The following is an 18,287-nucleotide window of genomic DNA, read 5'->3' as shown; positions in this document are numbered from 1 at the left end:
ATTCTCAGCATACCATTTATAATTGAATTATAGACTGATATAGGAGAGGTAAACGATGTTTGGAAATTTTTTTAATAGAATGTACTATGGCGATCCACATAGACCTGATTTAAAGGCTGATGATATTCCTAAGAAGGGTATGTCTTTGTTTCTTGATATTTTAAAAAACAACTTCTGGCAACTTATAAGCCTTAATCTTTTATTGATTGTGTCGTGCATACCTATCGTGACGATAGGACCTGCTTTGGCTGGATTCAATAATGTGCTTAGGAATCATGCACTTAATAGAAATGTATGGCTTTGGAATGATTTCAAAGACGGGTTTGTTAAGAATTTCAAGCAAAGCTTTATAATTACGTTGATAAACGCTTTAGCAGCTTTTATATTAATCAATAATTACAAAATTTATTCTTCATACAGTACAGGCTTTATAAAAATTGCGGGCAGCTATATTACCATATTTATTGGCTTTATACTTGTTCTCATGAATGTGTATATTTATCCTTTGATGGTTACGTATGATTTAAAGATAAAGCATATATATAAAAATGCTTTGATATTTTCAATCATAAAGTTGCCTCAGACGATAGGCATAGTGCTATTAAGCTTATTATTGTTTGGACTTTGCATTTTATTTGCGTTCATTCCGCTTATTGTCATCGGATTTAGCTTAGTTGGGCTTGCCATAAACGTATATGATAGAGGTGTGTTTGAGAAGTACATTGACAGCAGAGTCAACCAAGAAAACAAAAAAATGGAAGATGAACCTGAAGATCAGTAGGACGCATAAAATATTCCATAATGGATAATATAACTAACGTTAGCTTATATTACACGTTATGGAAGGAGCAAAATATATATGGAAAATAAGGAAAGCTTAATGAAAGTTTTATCAGATGGCATAAGCAGTGAATCGCTGGCGATTGAACAGTACATGGCTGATTTAGACAAGATTCGCAATCCTTACGTGAGAAATATCTTTAAGAAAATCTTGTCTGATGAGAAATCACATCAAAACAGCTTTAAGAGAGCTTATGATTTTTTTGGTAAGACTCGCAACAATGAGCTTACATGGCAAGACAATGTATCGATGAGATTTAAAATATTAGGCAATTTTATGGGTACAAATACTACAAAAGGTTTTTTATTGGGGATAAGTGCTGCTTTTATACTTGCATCTATAGGTCCAAATATAAAAAGGGCTTTGAAGCCAGTAGCTGTTGGTGCTGTCTCTGGTGCAATGACATTGTCTGAAAAGATGAAGAATTTAGCAGATGCAGCGAAACAGAACATCGATGGCATAGCAAAAGATGCTGTAAAATACAAAGACGAGCAGTTGTCAAAAATGAGAAGTGATAGCGATGAGATTGCAAAAAGCATCATAGAAGAGCTGCAGAATCAAAGGGATGCAGCCTTAAAAGAAGCACAAGATTTAAAAGCCAGGATGGATGCATTAGAAAAAGAAATAAGTGAACTTAGTAAAAATAAAGAGTGATATGGAATGTTTAATGTGAATATAGATAGAGTAAGAGGTGAATCTTATGAAAAAGCCTTTTGCTCTTTTTTTAATTTTATTGATTGTTGTTTTTTTAGTCACATGGCCATATTACATGTACTTGTATGAAACAGGCAAAATAAACTTTACACAGACAGATGATGAAGATTACAGGGGGATAATTACATTTTGCGATTTTCCCCATTGGTCAACTGATGATCCTATTGGTTTTAATTTTATAAAGAAAAAGATACAGGATTTCGAATATTTGCATCCAGGGGTTATAATTGAATTTGAGCCAATTAGAAATGGAAATTTTTATTATGATGTCAATGATATAATTGGCACGGATAAACCTGATATAATCCCTATAACTTCAGACAGTCCATTTATTTACAATGATAAATTAGAGCCACTTGACAAATTTTTTGGTAAAAGTTATAAGAATTCATTAAAAGAAGATGTCCTCAATGGATTTATGTATAATAATAGTGTTTATGGCATTCCTTTAGGGATGTACACAAGTGTCCTTTACATAAACAGCGATTTGTTCAGCAAAAAAGAAGTGGAAGTTCCTCAAAATGGAGAGTGGAGCTACGAAGAGTTTCTAGATGATATGGCTAAGCTTACATATCAAGAAGGCAAAAAAGAAAAAAAGGATTTCTATGGAATAACTATGTATATGGAAAGAAGCTATAATCTTTGGGGGTTTTTGATGGCAGACGGTTTAAATATAATCAACGATAAAGGGATAGTTTCCTTTAAGGGGCTGCAGGCGGAGTCTGGCATTAAAAAATTGATAGAATTGTACGCAAAAAGTGCGATAGATCCTGTGTCTTTTGGTGGTGATTACAGCAAAGTGTGGGATAGTTTTACAGTCAATAAAGAAAGCGCTGTCTTGGTCGATGAAAGTTACAAAGTCCAATACCTCAAATATCTTGAAAATAAGAATAAACTTTTTCAGTTTGATATTGCGTTGTATCCAGAAGGAGATGGCGATGTGCCTATCACAATATCTCCAAAAATTTACGGTTACGGCATCACAAAGCAGAGCGACAAAAAGAAATTGGATATGGCGTTTAAATTTGTAAAATTTATTGCAGATTCTCAAGAAAGCGTAGAGAAAATAGGGTTTATACCAGTCATAAAGGATGTACCTATAACCGACGAAATTATGAAAAAAATTGACATGGCAGTGAAATACACTGATAATATACCGAAGAATTGGCATGACAAAAATATCATGTTTAATAAAGCATTAATAGATGGATTAAAAAATAAAGAAAGCGAGAAAATGATTTTAGAAAAAATCCAAAAAGCATTAAATTAGTAGCGGCTGTTTATCGTCTTTTTCGTAATCAAAACCATCTTTGCCGTGAATTTATTGTTACGAAGCCGCTTAAATCCTTCAGGGTGAAATATGCCCAAAAGAAAGCTTTCATAATGGGTTATTATGAATCTTTCAAGAGGTGATTTCATGTCCATTACTTCAAAGCCAAGCATTTCCACACCTTGATTGAAAAGTGTGTATCCCATAAATACATTTACATCTTCGAAATCATGATTTTCATTGATGTAAGCTTTTAATGCTTTTAAAGATTTTTTAAACCTTTTTAGTGCTATGATGCCAATAGCAATAGGTGAATTGCTGCTGGAGGTTATTTCTGTAAGGACTTTATTGTTTAAGTGAAGCTCAGCAAATTTATCGCCTCTATCTAAAACTGTGCCATCTTTCAGCACGATCCTCTTACCTCTGTATTTTTTTAATGCGATTCTTATTTCAGAGTCGTCTCCACCTACTGTATGGATATTATTTAATTTTGCAAATACAAGTTCCCACAAAGACCAAATGTACATAAAAATCTTCTTCATAATGATTACCCCGTTTACGAAAAGATAAATTTATTTATGTCTACAATCTCTAAGTTCTTCTCTTTTATTCCACTTATTATCTTATCAAGAGCTATAAGCATTGTCTCAGGAGCTTCTTTGTCTGACCCTATGTTGTCGCTGCTGTCGTGAAATATTAAAATGTTTCCGCCCTTTACTTTGTTTAATACGCGATTTACTATCAGATTTGGGTCTTTTACTTTCCAATCCCAGCTCATGTAACTCCATAAAATTATTTTGATGCCTAATTTTTTTGAGTACCGGTAGATAAAAGTTGTAAACAATCCCCATGGAGGCCTATAATATGAAGGATACTTTCCGGTAATCTGAGAGATAATTTCAACCGATTTTAATAATTCCTTGTACGTAGCAATAGGTCCTAAAAACCAGTTTATGTGATGCTTATAACCGTGTATGCCTATCTCATGACCTCTATTTACGATTTCTTTGGCTAAATCTGGATACTTCTCAACTTTGTCTGCCAACAAAAAAAAGCACGCTTTAACATTGTATTTATCCAGAAGGGACAAAAGTGTAGGCGTGTATTCGGGATCTGGGCCGTCATCAAAAGTAATCGCTATCCATGGCACTTTCTTTTTTCTGCTTGTATATATGACATTATAGTGGAAAATACGGCCCAGCATGGTAGGAAGCAGTGCTACTAAGACTAAGTAAAGTATGTAAATTTTTATCATGAATTTTATCATTCCGCTAATTTCCCCCTTACAATAAGATTATATACGTAAAAAATGAATCTTACAAGTTTATAGAGCTTGAAATGAATGCTAATGCTATTTTGCTTGAAGAATTTAGAAAAAAAATTTATAATAAAAGAGGCGAATTTAACTTAATTGAGAGGATTGTTTAGATGATGAATCATTTTATAAAAAAATTTGTAGCAATTATTGTGACAATGCTTATCTCTGTATCCGTTGTAGGGTGTGGCAACAACGATCAACAGTATACACGTACTGATTTTATGATGGATACTGTCATGCAAGTTACTGCATACGGCAGAAATGCCAAAAAAGCAGTTGACGAGTCCATGAACAAATTGAAAGAAATCGACAACCTTATGAGCAGCCAGAAAAGCGGTAGCGACATACAAAAGATAAACGACAATGCTGGTGTAAAGTATGTGAAAGTAAATCCAGAGACATTTTACGTCATAAAGACGGCTTTAAAGTACAGCAAAATAAGTGGTGGATATTTCGATATAACTATCGCTCCGTTGGTGAATTTATGGGGTATCGGCACTGATCATGCCCATGTTCCGACGGAAAGCCAAATTAAGGATGCCATGAAATACATAAACTACAAAGACGTCTTGCTGGACGAAAAGAACGATGAAGTTAAATTAAGCAGAAAAGGCATGGCAATCGATTTGGGAGGAATTGCTAAAGGCTTTGCTGCTGATGAACTGGAAAATATCATGAAAGAAAATGGTGTAAAGCACGCGCTTATAAATTTAGGCGGCAGCAGCGTATACCTTTATGGTTCAAAGCCAGATGGCTCCAATTGGAATATAGGCATACAGAATCCTTTTGGAGATAAAGGTACGTATTTCGCCATTGTTTCAGGCAAAGATATGCTTATTGACACATCTGGCAATTATGAAAGATATTTTATTCAAAACGGAAAAAGATACCATCACATATTAAATCCTTTTACAGGGTATCCTGCAGAAAGCGGCGTCGTCAGTACAACAATAGTTTCTACTAATATTAAATCTATTGATGCTGATGCGTTATCTACAATCACCTTTATTTTAGGTGTTGATAAAGGGATGAAATTGATAGAGAGCATGCCTGGTGTTGATGCGATTTTTGTTACACCGGACTATAAGGTATATGCAACATCAGGACTTAAAGGTAAATTAAAGATAACAGATTCGAGGTTTAAGCTGTATGAAAATAGGTGATAAGATTTTAATAGGAGTGCTTTTGATTATTTCTTTTGCTTCTGCCTATTTTACTTATGACAAGGCGCTATCAAGAACTGGCACAGATGTTGTAATTGAAGTAAATGGTTCTAAGTACCAAGAATTGCCTTTAAATGTTGATAAAACAGTGACAATTCACAATGGCCAGCATTTAAATGTGGTTGAGATAAAAGATGGTAAGGTAAGAATGGAAGAAGCCAATTGTCCAGATCAGATATGTGTCAAAACAGGCTGGATAGAAAAAGAAGGCCAGCAGATAGTATGTCTCCCTAATAGAGTAGTGGTGAGAGTTACAGGTGGCAAAAAAGGAGAAGTAGACGACGTAGTATATTAAATAGCCGCACACTTTAAGATGTACGGCTATTTTTTTATCATTAGATATCTTAATGTGTTTGAGAGTATGTCTTTTACAACAGGTGCTGCAATTTCGCCACCCATATGGCCATTTTTAGTAGGATTTCTTATGACTACTAAGACGGCTACTTGAGGGTTGTCCACAGGTGCAAATGCAGCGAAAGATGCTGTGTATTTACCGGGTGAGTAATTTTCAGTTGTGCCTGATTTTCCTCCTACAGTAAAGCCAGGTATTTGACATGCTGTTCCTGTACCCTCATCGACGACTTTTTTAAGCAGTTCTTTCATTGTGTTTGACGTGTCCTGCGATATAACTTGCCTTATGACTTGAGGTTTAAATTCTTTTATGACTTTATCACCTGATTTTATTTCTTTTACTATATTTGGCTTCATCAAGTATCCACCATTTATAGTTGCTGAAAAAGCATCTATCATTTGAAGTGGTGTTACTGCTATGCCTTGTCCAAAAGACATGGATGCAAGGTCTACAGGATGAACGTTTTTCTCTGGTATTATCATGCCAGACGCTTCCCCAGGAAGCTGTATTCCGGTTGGGCTTCCAAATCCAAAGGCGTTTATGTACTTGTACAATGTATTTAATTTAAGCCGTTCTACGATTATCTTCATGAATACTGTATCGCTGGACATTGCAACTGCTTGTGAAAAATCGATATTTCCTAATTTTGTCCAGCTATTTATCCTGTGGCCTGATACTATGTAGTAACCTGGATCGTAAAATTGCTCATTTGGCGTGACTAAAGATTCTTCTAATGCAGCAGATGCTGTTACTACTTTAAATACTGATCCTGGTTCGTACAGATAAGACACAGCAGGATTTGACCATGTGTCGATGGAGCTGACCTTATTTGGCTCGTTTGGATCAAAATCAGGAATATTTGCCATGGCTAAGATATCGCCCGTCTTCGGATTCATCACGATTGCTGAAATGCCGTTAGCTGGACTGTAAGTTTCATAAGCTTTTTCTATGGCCGTTTCTGCATATCCCTGAATCACTGAGTCGACAGTAAGGACTAAGTCATCGCCTTTTTCTGGTTCGTACAACTTTTCGGGAAGTCCTATTACATGACCTACTTCGTCAGTTGTAGCTACTTCTAATCCTGATGTTCCTTTTAAATATTTATCAAATGAGTATTCTAAACCGTATAGACCATTTCCGTCTACACCAGTGAATCCTAATGTCTGTGACAATAGACTGCCGTCAGGATAGCTTCTAATGCTGGTATCTTCTACGTATATGCCTGCAAGGTTTAACTTTTTTATCTTGTTTACATTGTCCAGTGAGACATTTTTTTTAAGGACAGTCCACTCAGAATTTTTATTGCTTAGAAGCTTATACAGTGAATCTTTTTTCATGCCTAATAAGCTGTACAATTTGTCTGCGACTGCATCTGGGTGTGTTATATTTTTAGGCGCAGCATATACATCGCCGCCGCTTACATTAGTGGCCAGGATATTTCCATTTGCATCGTAAATAATTCCTCTTTCTGGCTTTAGTACTATCTTGGATGTGGTTTGATTTTTGACGGCCAGTGAATATTTTGGAGCCATTACAATCTGTAGCCATATTAATCGTGCTACAAGACATGCGATTAAAAATAAAAATGTAATTAGTACCAGCAAAATGCGCTTTTTGTTTATTGATGCCAATTGAAAGTATCCCCCTTGTACGTTTATAATTTTATTTTAAATCAATAATGTGCACATTTCAATTAGTTTACATGAATCTGCATTCGATGGGTTTTACATCTAAAGCAAATTCTAAGAAAGATGGCGCTCTCATTTTGAAATTTTCTGACCATTCCATGAATTTAACCTTACATACAATAAAAGGCATTATCCATTGAACATTGTTAATGGCAAGACCGTAAAATTCAGGGTTGACCTTCAGATCATTGGCAACCTCTAAGAACGATGATAATTCTTTTTGCGATATTCCAGATTCTACATTTCCAATGTGCACAAGTTTGTCATCATCGTTGTAAAGGCCCAAGACTAACGCCGTTTTATCTACCTTATAACCCAATATTACAGCGTTTAGTACTATGTGATGTTTGAATTTTTGCCATAGATTACTTCTTTTTCCTAAGTAATATTTTGAGTCTGCCTTTTTAGCCATTACTCCTTCCAGTTGTTTTTTACCAGTTTCCGCAAATAAAGTTTTGCCGTGTTCAAAAATATAATCAGATATCCTTATTAGATTGCTTTCACTGACGATTTTACTTAAGATTTCTTTGCGCTTAATAAGTGGGTAGTTTAATAGTTCTTTTCCATCAACATATATTACATCCCATGTTATAAATATTGCGGGATTGGATTTACTTAAAAGTTCGATTTTTAGTTTGTTTTGCTGGTGTTTTCGCATCATTATGTTTCTGTAGCTTGGTTTATTGTCTTTTATAACGATTAGTTCGCCGTCAAGTATGGCTTCATTTGATTTTAGACATTTATTTACATCTATAAGTTCTGGGAATAGGTGGCTTATATCTACAAGCCTTCGGTCTTGAAGTTTTGTATAAGATGAAAGAAATGCTATTGTCCTTGAACCATCCCATTTGATTTCATATACCCAATTTGGATCGTCAAATACATTTCCTGATACAGCCAGCATAGGAGGGATTTTTTCATCCATCAGGGACATCTTTATGCACCTTTTTTCTTTTTTGATTTTTTTGCCGTGTTTTCTTCTTTTACTGATTCGATGCTGGCTTTTAATGCGCTTACAAGGTCCAGGACATTTTCTTCCTTTGGCGATTCAGGTATTTCAATTTTTCTATCTTGAATTTTCGACTCGATTATTTCGATCAGAGCTTTTCTGTAGTTGTCATCGTACTTTTCGGGAGAAAAATCAGATGTCAGAGTATCTACAAGCTTTATAGCCATTTTCACCTCATTTTCGTGAAGATCTACATTGCGGATAGGTGGAAGTTCGTTTGTGCTTCTTATTTCATCAGGGAAGTGCATTGTTTCCATTACCATATAGTTGTCATTGAAAACTCTTATGCAGGCTAAATCTTGTCTTGATCGTATGACGACTCTTGCAACTGCTACACGGTTTAATTTCTTCATAGAATCTCTTAAAAGTACGTATGGTTTTGCACCTATTTCATCTGGTGCGATGTAGTATGTCTTATCGAAATATATGGGATCTATTTGACTTAAATCTGTAAAATCGATAATATCTATCGTTTTAACTGTTGACTTTGGAATTCTCTCTAAGTCTTCTTCATCTATGATGACAAATTTTCCTGGTTCATATTCGTAACCTTTTACGATTTCTTCATCAGAAACTTCTTTATTGCAAACAGGGCAGATCTTCTCGTATTTTATGGGTGATTTGCAGTCTTTGTGAAGCTGTCTAAAATGTATAGAGTTGTCTTCTGTGGCTGCATACAGTTTTATGGGGATGCTGACAAGGCCGAAACTAATGGCACCTTTCCACATTGAACGCATTTTTTCACCTTCTTTCGATATTCATTAATTAGTATAACCATGAGAAACTTACAATCTTCAGGTAATTTATGGAATGTGATTGACTTTGATACAATTTGCCTATATAATATTAATTAATTATTAAAAATATAAATTTTTTATTAAATTTATTAAAATAAAATATGCCTAATCGAAAGAGCGGGGGATATCTTTGGGGTGAATCCGCGTATGCGGTAGGGTTGCTCTTTACCGAACCCGTCAACTAACCTCGTAGGCATAAAGAGAGGATGAATGAGTTGAATTACAAAAAAATAGTTGCAACAGCAGTAGTGTCAATAACACTTATGCAAGCGCCAAGTGCATTTGCAATGGAGCTTTTGAAATATGGTTCAAGAGGACAAGCGGTGGTTAGCTTGCAGCAAACGTTAAACAGGCTTGGCTATAGCACAGGTGGTATTGACGGAATATTTGGTAGTATGACAAAGAACGCAGTGATCGCATTGCAAAAAAGATATGGATTATCTCCGGATGGAATTGTAGGACCAGCTACAGAGGCTGTATTAAATAGGACGACTGTAACTGGCGTTTCATCAAGGGGTGGCTATGAGCGCCCATCAAATTTTGACGTAGTAAGCATTGCAGAAAGATATCTTGGAGTGCCCTATGTTTTTGGTGGTACTACACCTGCAGGTTTTGATTGTTCTGGATTTGTTCAATACGTGTTTAGGCAGGCTGGAAAAAGCATTGGTAGAACTACGTATGACCAGTATGCAGGTGGTAGAGCTGTAAGCTTATCTGAACTTCAGCCAGGCGATATATTGTTTTTCTCTACATCAGGCGGTGGTCCTACGCACGAAGGTATATACATAGGTGATAACCGCTTAATACACATGAGCGATTCACTTGGTAAGGCTGCTATTGCGGATTTTAGCGGTTGGTTTAGGACGTACTATATTGGTGCAAGAAGGTATTATTAAGGTTAAAAGAGAGCATCTATATAGAGGCGTATATGTTAAATCAAAAAAACATATACGCCTCTTTTATTTTTGGAAATGCCATAAAGTCTTAAAGGGAAATCTTTGATTTATCAGCAAGTAATGTTATAAATAACTGATTATTATAAATTTTCTGCGATGACTTTTTATAACTCGCAATTACCAAAACGTTTGTTCGTTTAATATAATTAAGGCACAGTGCTGCACTGAAAGGGACCGGTCCTCACTTTATGTGAGGTGTGTAGTAGATGATAAGTTATAATGAACTGTGCTTTAAGGCTAAAAGTGGTGATAAAGATTCTGTTTATGAGATTTTAAAAAAGTTTCATCCTCTTTTGATAAAATTAGCAAAAAAGTTTCCATACGACAGTTTTGATGATATGCTTCAGGACGGAAGAGAAGTGCTTATTGCTGCTATCTATCAGTTTGATGAGAAAAAAGGCAAAGAATTCATAGCATATGGAAGTATGCAGCTTAAATTTTACTTTTTAAATGCCTACAGGAAGAAAAAATCTTTTCTTTCTTTGAATGCAAAGGCAGATGATGATGAAGATGAAATCATCGATTTGATGGTAGCCGATGAACTTACTCCGGAAGAAAAATTTTTTAATGATATCATGAGAAATGATTTAAAGGAAGCTTTGAATAGACTTACTGCAAAGCAGAAAAACATAATAATGCTTTACTTTTTCGAAAGGAAGACACTTGTTGAAATATCAAAAGAATTGGGAGTAGGTTACCAGAGTGTTGTTAAACTTAAAGACAGAGCTTTAGATAGATTAAGATTTTTGATAAAAAATGATATAATTATGTAAAACGGCTTGAAAGGATGATGTATACTTGGAAGCTAAAAATCTCGGCATAAATGAAGAATTATTCAAAGAAATAATCGAGTTGAATCAAAAAGCTCAGTTTCACAATCTAATCGGCATGGAGATTGCTGAGCTTGGCAGTGGTAGAGTGACGATGGAAATGACGATTTCCGAGAAACATCTAAATATCTTTGAGATTGCTCACGGCGGTGTACTTTTTTCTCTCATGGATACAGCTATGGGAATTGCCGCAAAGACGATGGGGAAAAACATGGTGACTCTGGAGATGAATATAAACTATATAAAGCCCTTAAAAGCCAAAGACAGAATCAAGGCAATAGGGAAGATCATCCACATGGGCAAGACGACTGCTGTTGCAGTATGTGATGCATACAATCAGGATGGCAAGCTTGTGGGATCTTCCCGCGAGACATTTTACTGCATAGATTAAATGGTATACAATAAAAATAAGATGAAAGGAGGCTGTGAAAATGAATTTTGATAGCTTTTTGTACAATACAAGACCTTTTTTAAATTATCTGTTTGATTTTTATAGCAATTTAGATGACATGAAGTTAAGCACCGTCATAAAAGATGCTGGAAATGCTGACAATGTGTCGATTATCGTCGTTGACATGATAAACGGTTTTTGCAAAAGTGGGGCTTTGTCAAGTCCTCGAATAGGAGGGATTATAGAACATATAAAGAGCCTCATTAAAGCTTCGTACAGGATGGGCATAAAGAATGTGATGTTTGTAAATGATGCCCATGCGAAAGGTGCAACAGAATTTGCTGCTTATCCAGAGCACTGTATCAAAGGAACAGATGAAAGCCGTATCGTAGAGGAGCTTTTAGAGGTAGTCAAGGACAAGCCAAATGTGTACGAGAAAAATTCGTTAAACGTGTTTTTCGGCGGAGAAGATGGTGATGGAAATAAGTTCTTGAGAAAGATATTTGATATGATAAAAGGAGGCAAATCTACATTTATTATCGTAGGCAATTGCACTGATTTGTGTGTATATCAGACAGCGATTTCTATAAAGATGATTGCAAACGCCAATAATTTAAGCGCCAATGTGATTGTGCCTGAAAATTGTGTTGAGACTTACGATATAAGCGTGAAGACAGCGGAAAGGCTTAAAATAGTTCCACACGATGGTGACTTAACGCATACTATGTTTCTATACCACATGAAGCTTAATGGCATAAATATCGTAAAAGAACTGTTGGAAGAATAAAATAAAAAGTTTTAAAGAGCTCTTTAACGTATAAAGGGCTCTTTTTATTAATAAATATTTATAAGATATTTATATTTTATTTATCAGTTGTAATGCTTTTGTAATATTGATAATATATAATGGATTTATAGAAAAATGGCTGTTTTAGATGAATGATGAAGAATTTTGTTGCAAATTGCTTTTTATTGTGAGGGATCTTAGGAGGGGATTTCAGTGCCAAAACCTTTAAACGAAAACGCAAGATACATGGCAGGACTTGACGGACTACGTGCTTTAGCTGTGCTTGCTGTCATTGGATATCATCTTAATCTGACTTTTTTGCAGGGTGGTTTTTTTGGCGTCAGCATATTTTTTGTGTTGTCAGGGTACTTGATAACAAATATAATTGCATCAGAATGGGAGAAAAACAATAAAGTTGATTTAAAAAATTTTTGGAAGCGCAGAATGTTGAGGTTGTTTCCAGCTCTTTTTATTATGGTAATTGTAGTCGTCTCTTATGTTACGCTTTTCGATGCTTCAAGGCTTTCATCTATTAAAGGCGATGCTATAACAAGTTTGCTTTATGTCAACAATTGGTGGCTTATATTTCATAAAGTATCTTACTTTGCTAAGTTTGGACCACAATCGACGTTTGGCAATCTATGGTCACTGGCTGTTGAAGGACAGTTTTACCTTATTTGGCCGTTAGCATTGATTGTGGCACTTAAGTATATAAAGAAGAAAAAGTATATCTTTGTTATCACTTTGCTGCTTTCTGCGCTTTCTGCTTTGGCAATGGGTATGATGTACATTCCAGGAATGGATCCCAGCCGTGTATATTATGGCACTGATACGCGCGCTTTTGGGCTTCTTTTAGGCTCAGCTTTAGCGTTGATTCTACCCAGCAACAAATTTTCCAACAATGAAGCTAAAAGAAAAGTATTGATTTATGATATGATTGGCTTTTTGGCAATAGTTTCGATTTTTGCTATGCTTATGTACGTCAATCAATACGATCCGTTTGTATATAGAGGTGGCATGTATTTGCTATCTGTAATAACTGCTGTGGTGGTAGCTGTGTCAGCACATCCTAAAAGCTTGTTGGGGAAAATATTAGGATGCGCTCTATTAAGATGGTTGGGGGCAAGGTCGTACGGAGTGTACCTTTGGTATTTTCCGGTGCTTATTTTGACGACACCAACTGTGGACACGAAAGGCTTTGATCCTATTCGGGCGCTGCTGCAGGTATTTATGATCATTGTTATTTCTGCCTTTTCATGGAAATACGTGGAGGATCCAATAAGACACGGCGCACTTAAAAAAATCATAAACGACTTAAAATCATTGAGGTTTGAAAAAGGGAAAATACTACCTACACTTAAAACATCTGCTTTAGTTTCATTATCCGTATGCTTAATGGGCACTTTTATTGCAGGTATGAGTGGAATCATACCGGCCAGCGCATCAGTTTCGTTAAATTCAGGTTCATCAAATATTGCATCAGATTCACCATCTTATGTAGGAAGTAGTAGCAATATTAGCAGTGATGTGCAGGACTACAATGATAATTTGCCAGATAATAGGAGAGATATTAAGTACTATCCGTATAAAGGCGGAAATTCAAACTCAGCAGTATCAAATAGCGGTGATTCCACAACCAGCCCTGTACAGGATGGAAAGGGTATAGCCATAATAGGTGACTCAATATTGATAGATACAAAGCCTTACTTGGAAGAGATGTTGCCGGGAATCACGATTGATGGCAAAGTAGGAAGACAAATGTATCAAGCAAAAGATGTCGTGAAAAACCTCAAAGCGAAAGGAAAAATAGACACATTGATAGTTGAGTTGGGGACAAATGGGCCTTTCACTGAAGACCAGCTTTTATCGCTTTTAAAGAGCGCAGAGCCTGTAAAACGCGTAATATTGGTAAATGTCCGCGTCCCACGCCCTTGGGAAAGCATCGTCAATGAGACGTTGTCAAAAGTGTCTTCAGAATATCCCCACACTACTTTAATTGATTGGTATAAAGCCAGCTATGGACATGATTCATTCTTTTCACCCGATGCGGTTCACTTAGAGCCCAGTGGTGCGAAGTATTTTGCTTCACTTATAGCAAATGCGGTAAAAGAAGAAAATTAAAACGATGTAAAAAGGCTGCATTTTGCAGCCTGTAATTATTCTAAGACTTTTCGAATCTCGTTTAGCTTTGAGTTATTTTTGTACTTCATGTATATATAGAAGGGTATGCCGCACATAAGCATTATAAATCCGTACATGACAGTCTCGGCTCCAGACCCGTATATTGTCCACATGGCGTATGCAAAGCCTAAAAGTGGAATAATGGAATTCTTTATAAAGCCTAATACGCTGACGTTTTTGTCTCTTTTTATAAGAAGCATCATTTCAGATGCGGCTGTAAAAGCGTACACAGGTAGGAAAGACAAAGTTGCCAGCAGTATTATAAAATTAAACGCAGAAACCAGAGATTTTGTATAGTTCATCAGCAATAGCAGATTTACAAGCACCGATCCTATGATCAATGATACGTGAGGAGTCTTGTATTTAGGATGTACTTTTGAAAAAATCTCTGGAAATAGACCGTCTTTACCAGCCGCATAAGCCACACGAGCTGTAGATAAAAGCCATCCGACAGTTGTGCCAAGCACACTTACGACAGAGCCTACTATTATGACATTCGCAATGTTTTTCCCTAAAAACTGTTTGAGGATGTCGGCTATTGGAGAAGCGCTTTTTGCAAGCTGGCTTTGTGGCATTGCACCCATTGCCGAAAGGTTTATGGCAAGGTACATCACTACAGCTATTAATATTCCGAATATGGTGCTTAACTTTACGTTTCTTTCAGGGTTTTTAATTTCTTCAGCGGTTATTGACGCAGTTTCAAGTCCTACAAACGCCCACAGCGTTGAAGTTGCTGCTGCAGACAAAGTATTCATGCCTTTTCCTGCAGGGAACAATGGCATTACATTGCTTGACTTGAAATGTACTGCTGATACGATTATGAAGAATAAAAAAAGACATACTTCAAACACAGTTATTGTTGTTTGAGTTGAGCCAGCCTTTTTTACACCTATTATATTGATTATCGTAAAAATCCATAAGATTCCACTGGTGTACAGAAAAGCGGCTAAATGATTTTGCGATAAAATCGGGAATAAAGCGCTTGAGTAACTGGCAACTGCAATGACAACGGCAGCGTTTCCGATCCATGAACCATTCCAGTATAACCACGCATTGATAAAACCTATAAAGTCTCCAAAAGCTAATTTTGAGTATTCATACGGGCCACCGGCTTTTGGAATCCTTGAACCTAAATTTGCAAATGATAATGCCAACAATATTGATCCGATGCCTGTAACAAGCCATGCCAGTATTGTTGCGCCAGGACCTGATTTAGATGCAAGTGTAGCAGGAAGCATGAATATGCCGGAACCCATCATGTTACCTGTCACAAGTGCTGTGGCGATAAATAGGCCAATGTCTTTTTTGAGCTTTTGTGTTTTGTCCATATAGTACAATTCCTTTCTATAAATTTTTGAAATAGCATAATTAAATTAGCACAGGAAAGTGAAAAAGTCAATGAATAATTTTGCAAAAATGATATAAAAAATGCAGGATATAAAATCAAGTTTTATAACCTGCATAAATCATATTTATTCAATTGAATTCACATCGTATGGTGTTTTTTGGTATACATAGTAATTTAACCAGTTAGAAAACAATAGATTTGCATGGCTTCTCCATTTTACAATTGGCTCATTGTTAGGGTCATCTCCCGGGAAATAGTGTTTTGGTATTTTTATAGGAATGCCTTTTTTTAAATCTCTTTCGTATTCAGATTTTAGAGTCAAAGGATCGTATTCAGAGTGACCTGTCACAAATATCTGCCTGCCAGATTTTGATGCAACTATGTATACGCCTGCCTCATCTGATTCAGAAAGTATTTCAAGGTCATCTACAAGCTCTATATCTTCTTTTCTGACTTCCGTGTATCTTGAATGGGGCGCATAAAATTCGTCGTCAAATCCCCTTAATAAGTCGACATTTTTTTTGGAAACCTTATGCAAAAATACGCCAAACATTTTTTCTTTCAGTGGGTATTTAGGAATCCTATAATGGTAATAAAGACCAGCTTGAGCACCCCAGCAAATGTGAAATGTTGAAAATACATTGTGTTTGCTCCATTCCATTATTTCTTCAAGCTCATGCCAATAATCAACATCTGAAAAGTCCAAAGTTTCCACTGGTGCTCCGGTTATTATGAGACCGTCAAATTTTTCATGTTTTACGTCATCAAATGTTTTGTAAAAAGCTTCTAAATACTCTGGCGCAGTGTTTTTAGATTTGTGTGATGCTGCATAGAGAAATTTTAAATCGATTTGCAGTGGATTGTTGCTAAGTAGTCTTAATAGCTGTGTTTCTGTCACACTTTTTGTAGGCATCAAGTTTAAGATGGCGATCTTAAGAGGGCGTATATCTTGATGAATTGCCCTTTCTTCAGCCATTACGAATATATTTTCTTTAGCTAAAATATCGATGGCAGGTAGGCCATTTGGTATATTGATGGGCATTTGCAAACCTCCTTCAATGTAAAAAATAAAACGCCTCAGAGATGAGGCGTAGATAATCACATCTACTCATCTCCCAAAGCTATAAGCTTTGCAGGAATTAGCACCATTTTCATAAAATATGACGGTTGCCGGGTTTCACAGGGCCAGTCCCTCCACCACTCTTGATGAGTTTTGATTTACGATATTAAATTGTTAAAATAATTATATATTTATTGAAGTTTGATGTCAATAATATGAAGGACACTTTTCGCTAATTCTTATATTGACAACTGTTTGTTTATGAATAGCTTAAAATAATCCAATTTGTGGCTTTTATTTAGTATGTTTTGCAATTATAATTGAATTTAGAGGTGAAAGAAATGTATGATGCAATAATAATAGGTGGAGGACCTGCAGGATCTACATTAGGAAGAAAGCTGTCTAAAGAAGGATATAAGGTATTGTTGATAGAAAAGCATGTTTTTCCAAGGTACAAAGCCTGCGGTGGCGGAATAACGAAAAGGTGTTACAAATTATTAGATATTGATATAAGCCAATACGTAGAAGATATTACCAATGAAATTATCTTTAAATTTCCTAACGGCAAACAGACTGTTTTGCAGACTGGTGAGCCTATAATATATCAGGTAGATAGGACTAAATTTGACAAATATTTAATAGATAAAGCAGCTTATTATGGGTGTGAAATACATGATGGTGAATTATTTTATGACTTTTATCAGCATGATAAGGGACTTGTCGTTGTGACAGACAGGGGTGAATATGAGACAAAGGTTTTAGTAGGTGCAGACGGAATAAACAGCAATGTGGCACATAAAGCGAACTTAATAAATGGCAAAAAAGGCATAGCACTTGAAGGTGAAGTATACGTCGATAATAGCTTAATCGATGGATTAAAAGGAAAAGTTGTGGTGGATTTCAACGCAATAAGATATGGGTATGGATGGGTATTCCCTAAAGGTGATAGATTGTCTATTGGTGTCGGGACTTTTTTAAACAAAGTTTCAGACATAAAAGAAATGTTATCTAAAATGATAGAGGAAAATGTGGACGGAAATATAAAAGACTGCAAAATTTACGGGCATCAGTTGTCGTTTCCTGATGGGAGCGATGGTGTATTTAATAACGATAGAATAATATTGATTGGAGATGCTACAAGGCTTGCTGATCCATTTACAGGCGAAGGAATATACAATGCTTTGCTTACTGCAGACATATCATTTGATGTTCTAAAAAAGCATTTCAGTGGAGAATGTGGATTGGATGAATACACTCTTAGACTCAATAGAGAAGTTGTGCCAGATGTTGGTTGGGCATATAGATTAGCGCAATTTACGTACAATAACATGGATTTCATAGAAAAATCAGTAAGATATTTTCCTAATGTGCTATCATACTTTGTAGATATAATGATGGGTGATAATACATATAAGAATTTTAAATTAAAAGTTCCAATGTATTCACTGCGGGTAATGACTTCTAAGACGAAAATTAAAGTAGAAAAAAACGTGTCATGAAGTAATTGACTTTAAACTGTAGT

18 protein-coding genes and 2 riboswitches are annotated in these 18,287 nt (G+C 35.8%); of the genes, 11 read left to right on the top strand and 7 right to left on the bottom strand.

Annotation, left to right across the window (positions count from 1 at the left end; genetic code table 11):
- Positions 1–55 precede the first annotated feature (55 nt).
- The 3 genes from BVF91_RS04300 to BVF91_RS04290 all read left to right on the top strand — a co-directional run bounded on the left by BVF91_RS04300 (position 56) and on the right by BVF91_RS04290 (position 2,825).
- On the top strand, positions 56–781 hold the full coding sequence (locus BVF91_RS04300; protein WP_085112255.1) for a YesL family protein: 726 nt from the start codon (positions 56–58) through the stop codon (positions 779–781).
- Between the two features lie 78 nt (positions 782–859).
- Positions 860–1,495, top strand: coding sequence for a ferritin family protein (locus BVF91_RS04295; RefSeq protein ID WP_085112254.1), 636 nt, complete (start codon positions 860–862; stop codon positions 1,493–1,495).
- Between the two features lie 46 nt (positions 1,496–1,541).
- Positions 1,542–2,825 carry an ABC transporter substrate-binding protein gene (locus tag BVF91_RS04290; protein ID WP_085112253.1) on the top strand — a complete coding sequence of 428 codons (1,284 nt, stop codon included), beginning with the start codon at positions 1,542–1,544 and terminating at the stop codon, positions 2,823–2,825.
- On the opposite strand, the gene BVF91_RS04285 is transcribed toward BVF91_RS04290, so the two are convergent.
- Together BVF91_RS04285 and BVF91_RS04280 are read right to left on the bottom strand one after the other, a co-directional pair.
- On the bottom strand, positions 2,822–3,367 hold the full coding sequence (locus BVF91_RS04285; protein WP_085112252.1) for a YkoP family protein: 546 nt from the start codon (positions 3,365–3,367) through the stop codon (positions 2,822–2,824). The two genes, BVF91_RS04290 and BVF91_RS04285, sit on opposite strands and share 4 nt — an antisense overlap.
- Positions 3,368–3,381: 14 nt before the next feature.
- Entirely contained in the window at positions 3,382–4,092 is a 711-nt protein-coding gene (locus BVF91_RS04280; RefSeq protein WP_085112251.1) for a polysaccharide deacetylase family protein, read from the bottom strand.
- A 164-nt stretch (positions 4,093–4,256) separates the two neighbouring features.
- Here BVF91_RS04280 and BVF91_RS04275 point away from each other — a divergent pair, with 164 nt between their 5' ends.
- Positions 4,257–5,306: an FAD:protein FMN transferase gene (locus BVF91_RS04275; protein WP_085112373.1), complete on the top strand. Its 1,050-nt coding sequence runs from the start codon at positions 4,257–4,259 to the stop codon at positions 5,304–5,306.
- The gene (locus BVF91_RS04270) at positions 5,293–5,661 is read left to right on the top strand and encodes a NusG domain II-containing protein (protein WP_085112250.1); all 369 of its coding nucleotides are present in this window, start codon (positions 5,293–5,295) and stop codon (positions 5,659–5,661) included. Before BVF91_RS04275 ends, BVF91_RS04270 begins: the two co-directional genes overlap by 14 nt.
- 26 nt (positions 5,662–5,687) lie before the next feature.
- Here the strand turns inward: BVF91_RS04270 and BVF91_RS04265 are convergent, their stop codons facing one another.
- From BVF91_RS04265 to ku, 3 genes are all read right to left on the bottom strand, one after another.
- Positions 5,688–7,349: a peptidoglycan D,D-transpeptidase FtsI family protein gene (locus tag BVF91_RS04265; RefSeq protein WP_085112249.1), complete on the bottom strand. Its 1,662-nt coding sequence runs from the start codon at positions 7,347–7,349 to the stop codon at positions 5,688–5,690.
- 67 nt (positions 7,350–7,416) lie between these two features.
- Complete coding sequence (locus BVF91_RS04260; protein WP_085112248.1) at positions 7,417–8,340, bottom strand: ATP-dependent DNA ligase; 924 nt, start codon at positions 8,338–8,340, stop codon at positions 7,417–7,419.
- 2 nt (positions 8,341–8,342) lie between these two features.
- The gene (gene ku, locus BVF91_RS04255; protein WP_085112247.1) at positions 8,343–9,152 is read right to left on the bottom strand and encodes a non-homologous end joining protein Ku; all 810 of its coding nucleotides are present in this window, start codon (positions 9,150–9,152) and stop codon (positions 8,343–8,345) included.
- 152 nt (positions 9,153–9,304) lie between these two features.
- Positions 9,305–9,422, top strand: a riboswitch (cyclic di-AMP (ydaO/yuaA leader).
- A gap of 5 nt (positions 9,423–9,427) precedes the next feature.
- Here ku and BVF91_RS04250 point away from each other — a divergent pair.
- The 5 genes from BVF91_RS04250 (at position 9,428) to BVF91_RS04230 (ending at position 14,297) form a co-directional block, all read left to right on the top strand.
- Positions 9,428–10,108, top strand: a complete 681-nt coding sequence (locus tag BVF91_RS04250; protein WP_085112246.1) for a C40 family peptidase — start codon at positions 9,428–9,430, stop codon at positions 10,106–10,108.
- A gap of 266 nt (positions 10,109–10,374) precedes the next feature.
- The gene (locus tag BVF91_RS04245; RefSeq protein ID WP_085112245.1) at positions 10,375–10,941 is read left to right on the top strand and encodes a sigma-70 family RNA polymerase sigma factor; all 567 of its coding nucleotides are present in this window, start codon (positions 10,375–10,377) and stop codon (positions 10,939–10,941) included.
- Between the two features lie 25 nt (positions 10,942–10,966).
- A complete protein-coding gene (locus BVF91_RS04240; RefSeq protein WP_085112244.1) occupies positions 10,967–11,389 on the top strand; it encodes a PaaI family thioesterase in 423 nt (140 codons plus the stop codon).
- A gap of 40 nt (positions 11,390–11,429) precedes the next feature.
- Positions 11,430–12,176 carry a cysteine hydrolase family protein gene (locus BVF91_RS04235; RefSeq protein ID WP_085112243.1) on the top strand — a complete coding sequence of 249 codons (747 nt, stop codon included), beginning with the start codon at positions 11,430–11,432 and terminating at the stop codon, positions 12,174–12,176.
- A gap of 213 nt (positions 12,177–12,389) precedes the next feature.
- Entirely contained in the window at positions 12,390–14,297 is a 1,908-nt protein-coding gene (locus BVF91_RS04230; protein WP_085112242.1) for an acyltransferase family protein, read from the top strand.
- Between the two features lie 35 nt (positions 14,298–14,332).
- Here the strand turns inward: BVF91_RS04230 and BVF91_RS04225 are convergent, their stop codons facing one another.
- Positions 14,333–15,685 (bottom strand): APC family permease, encoded by a 1,353-nt coding sequence (locus BVF91_RS04225; protein ID WP_085112241.1) that lies wholly within the window; start codon positions 15,683–15,685, stop codon positions 14,333–14,335.
- Between the two features lie 144 nt (positions 15,686–15,829).
- A complete protein-coding gene (gene metA, locus BVF91_RS04220) occupies positions 15,830–16,747 on the bottom strand; it encodes a homoserine O-acetyltransferase MetA (RefSeq protein WP_085112240.1) in 918 nt (305 codons plus the stop codon).
- Positions 16,748–16,810: 63 nt separating this feature from the next.
- Positions 16,811–16,918: riboswitch (SAM riboswitch) on the bottom strand.
- A 188-nt stretch (positions 16,919–17,106) separates the two neighbouring features.
- On the opposite strand from metA, the gene BVF91_RS04215 reads away from it, so the two are divergent.
- Positions 17,107–18,264 (top strand): geranylgeranyl reductase family protein, encoded by a 1,158-nt coding sequence (locus BVF91_RS04215; RefSeq protein ID WP_085112239.1) that lies wholly within the window; start codon positions 17,107–17,109, stop codon positions 18,262–18,264.
- Positions 18,265–18,287 lie beyond the last annotated feature (23 nt).

Origin of the sequence: Thermoanaerobacterium sp. PSU-2, assembly GCF_002102475.1 — a bacterium.
GTDB lineage: Bacteria > Bacillota > Thermoanaerobacteria > Thermoanaerobacterales > Thermoanaerobacteraceae > Thermoanaerobacterium.
The sequence above is the reverse complement of the archived record's forward strand: the minus strand, read 5'-3'. Positions and strand labels throughout refer to the sequence as shown.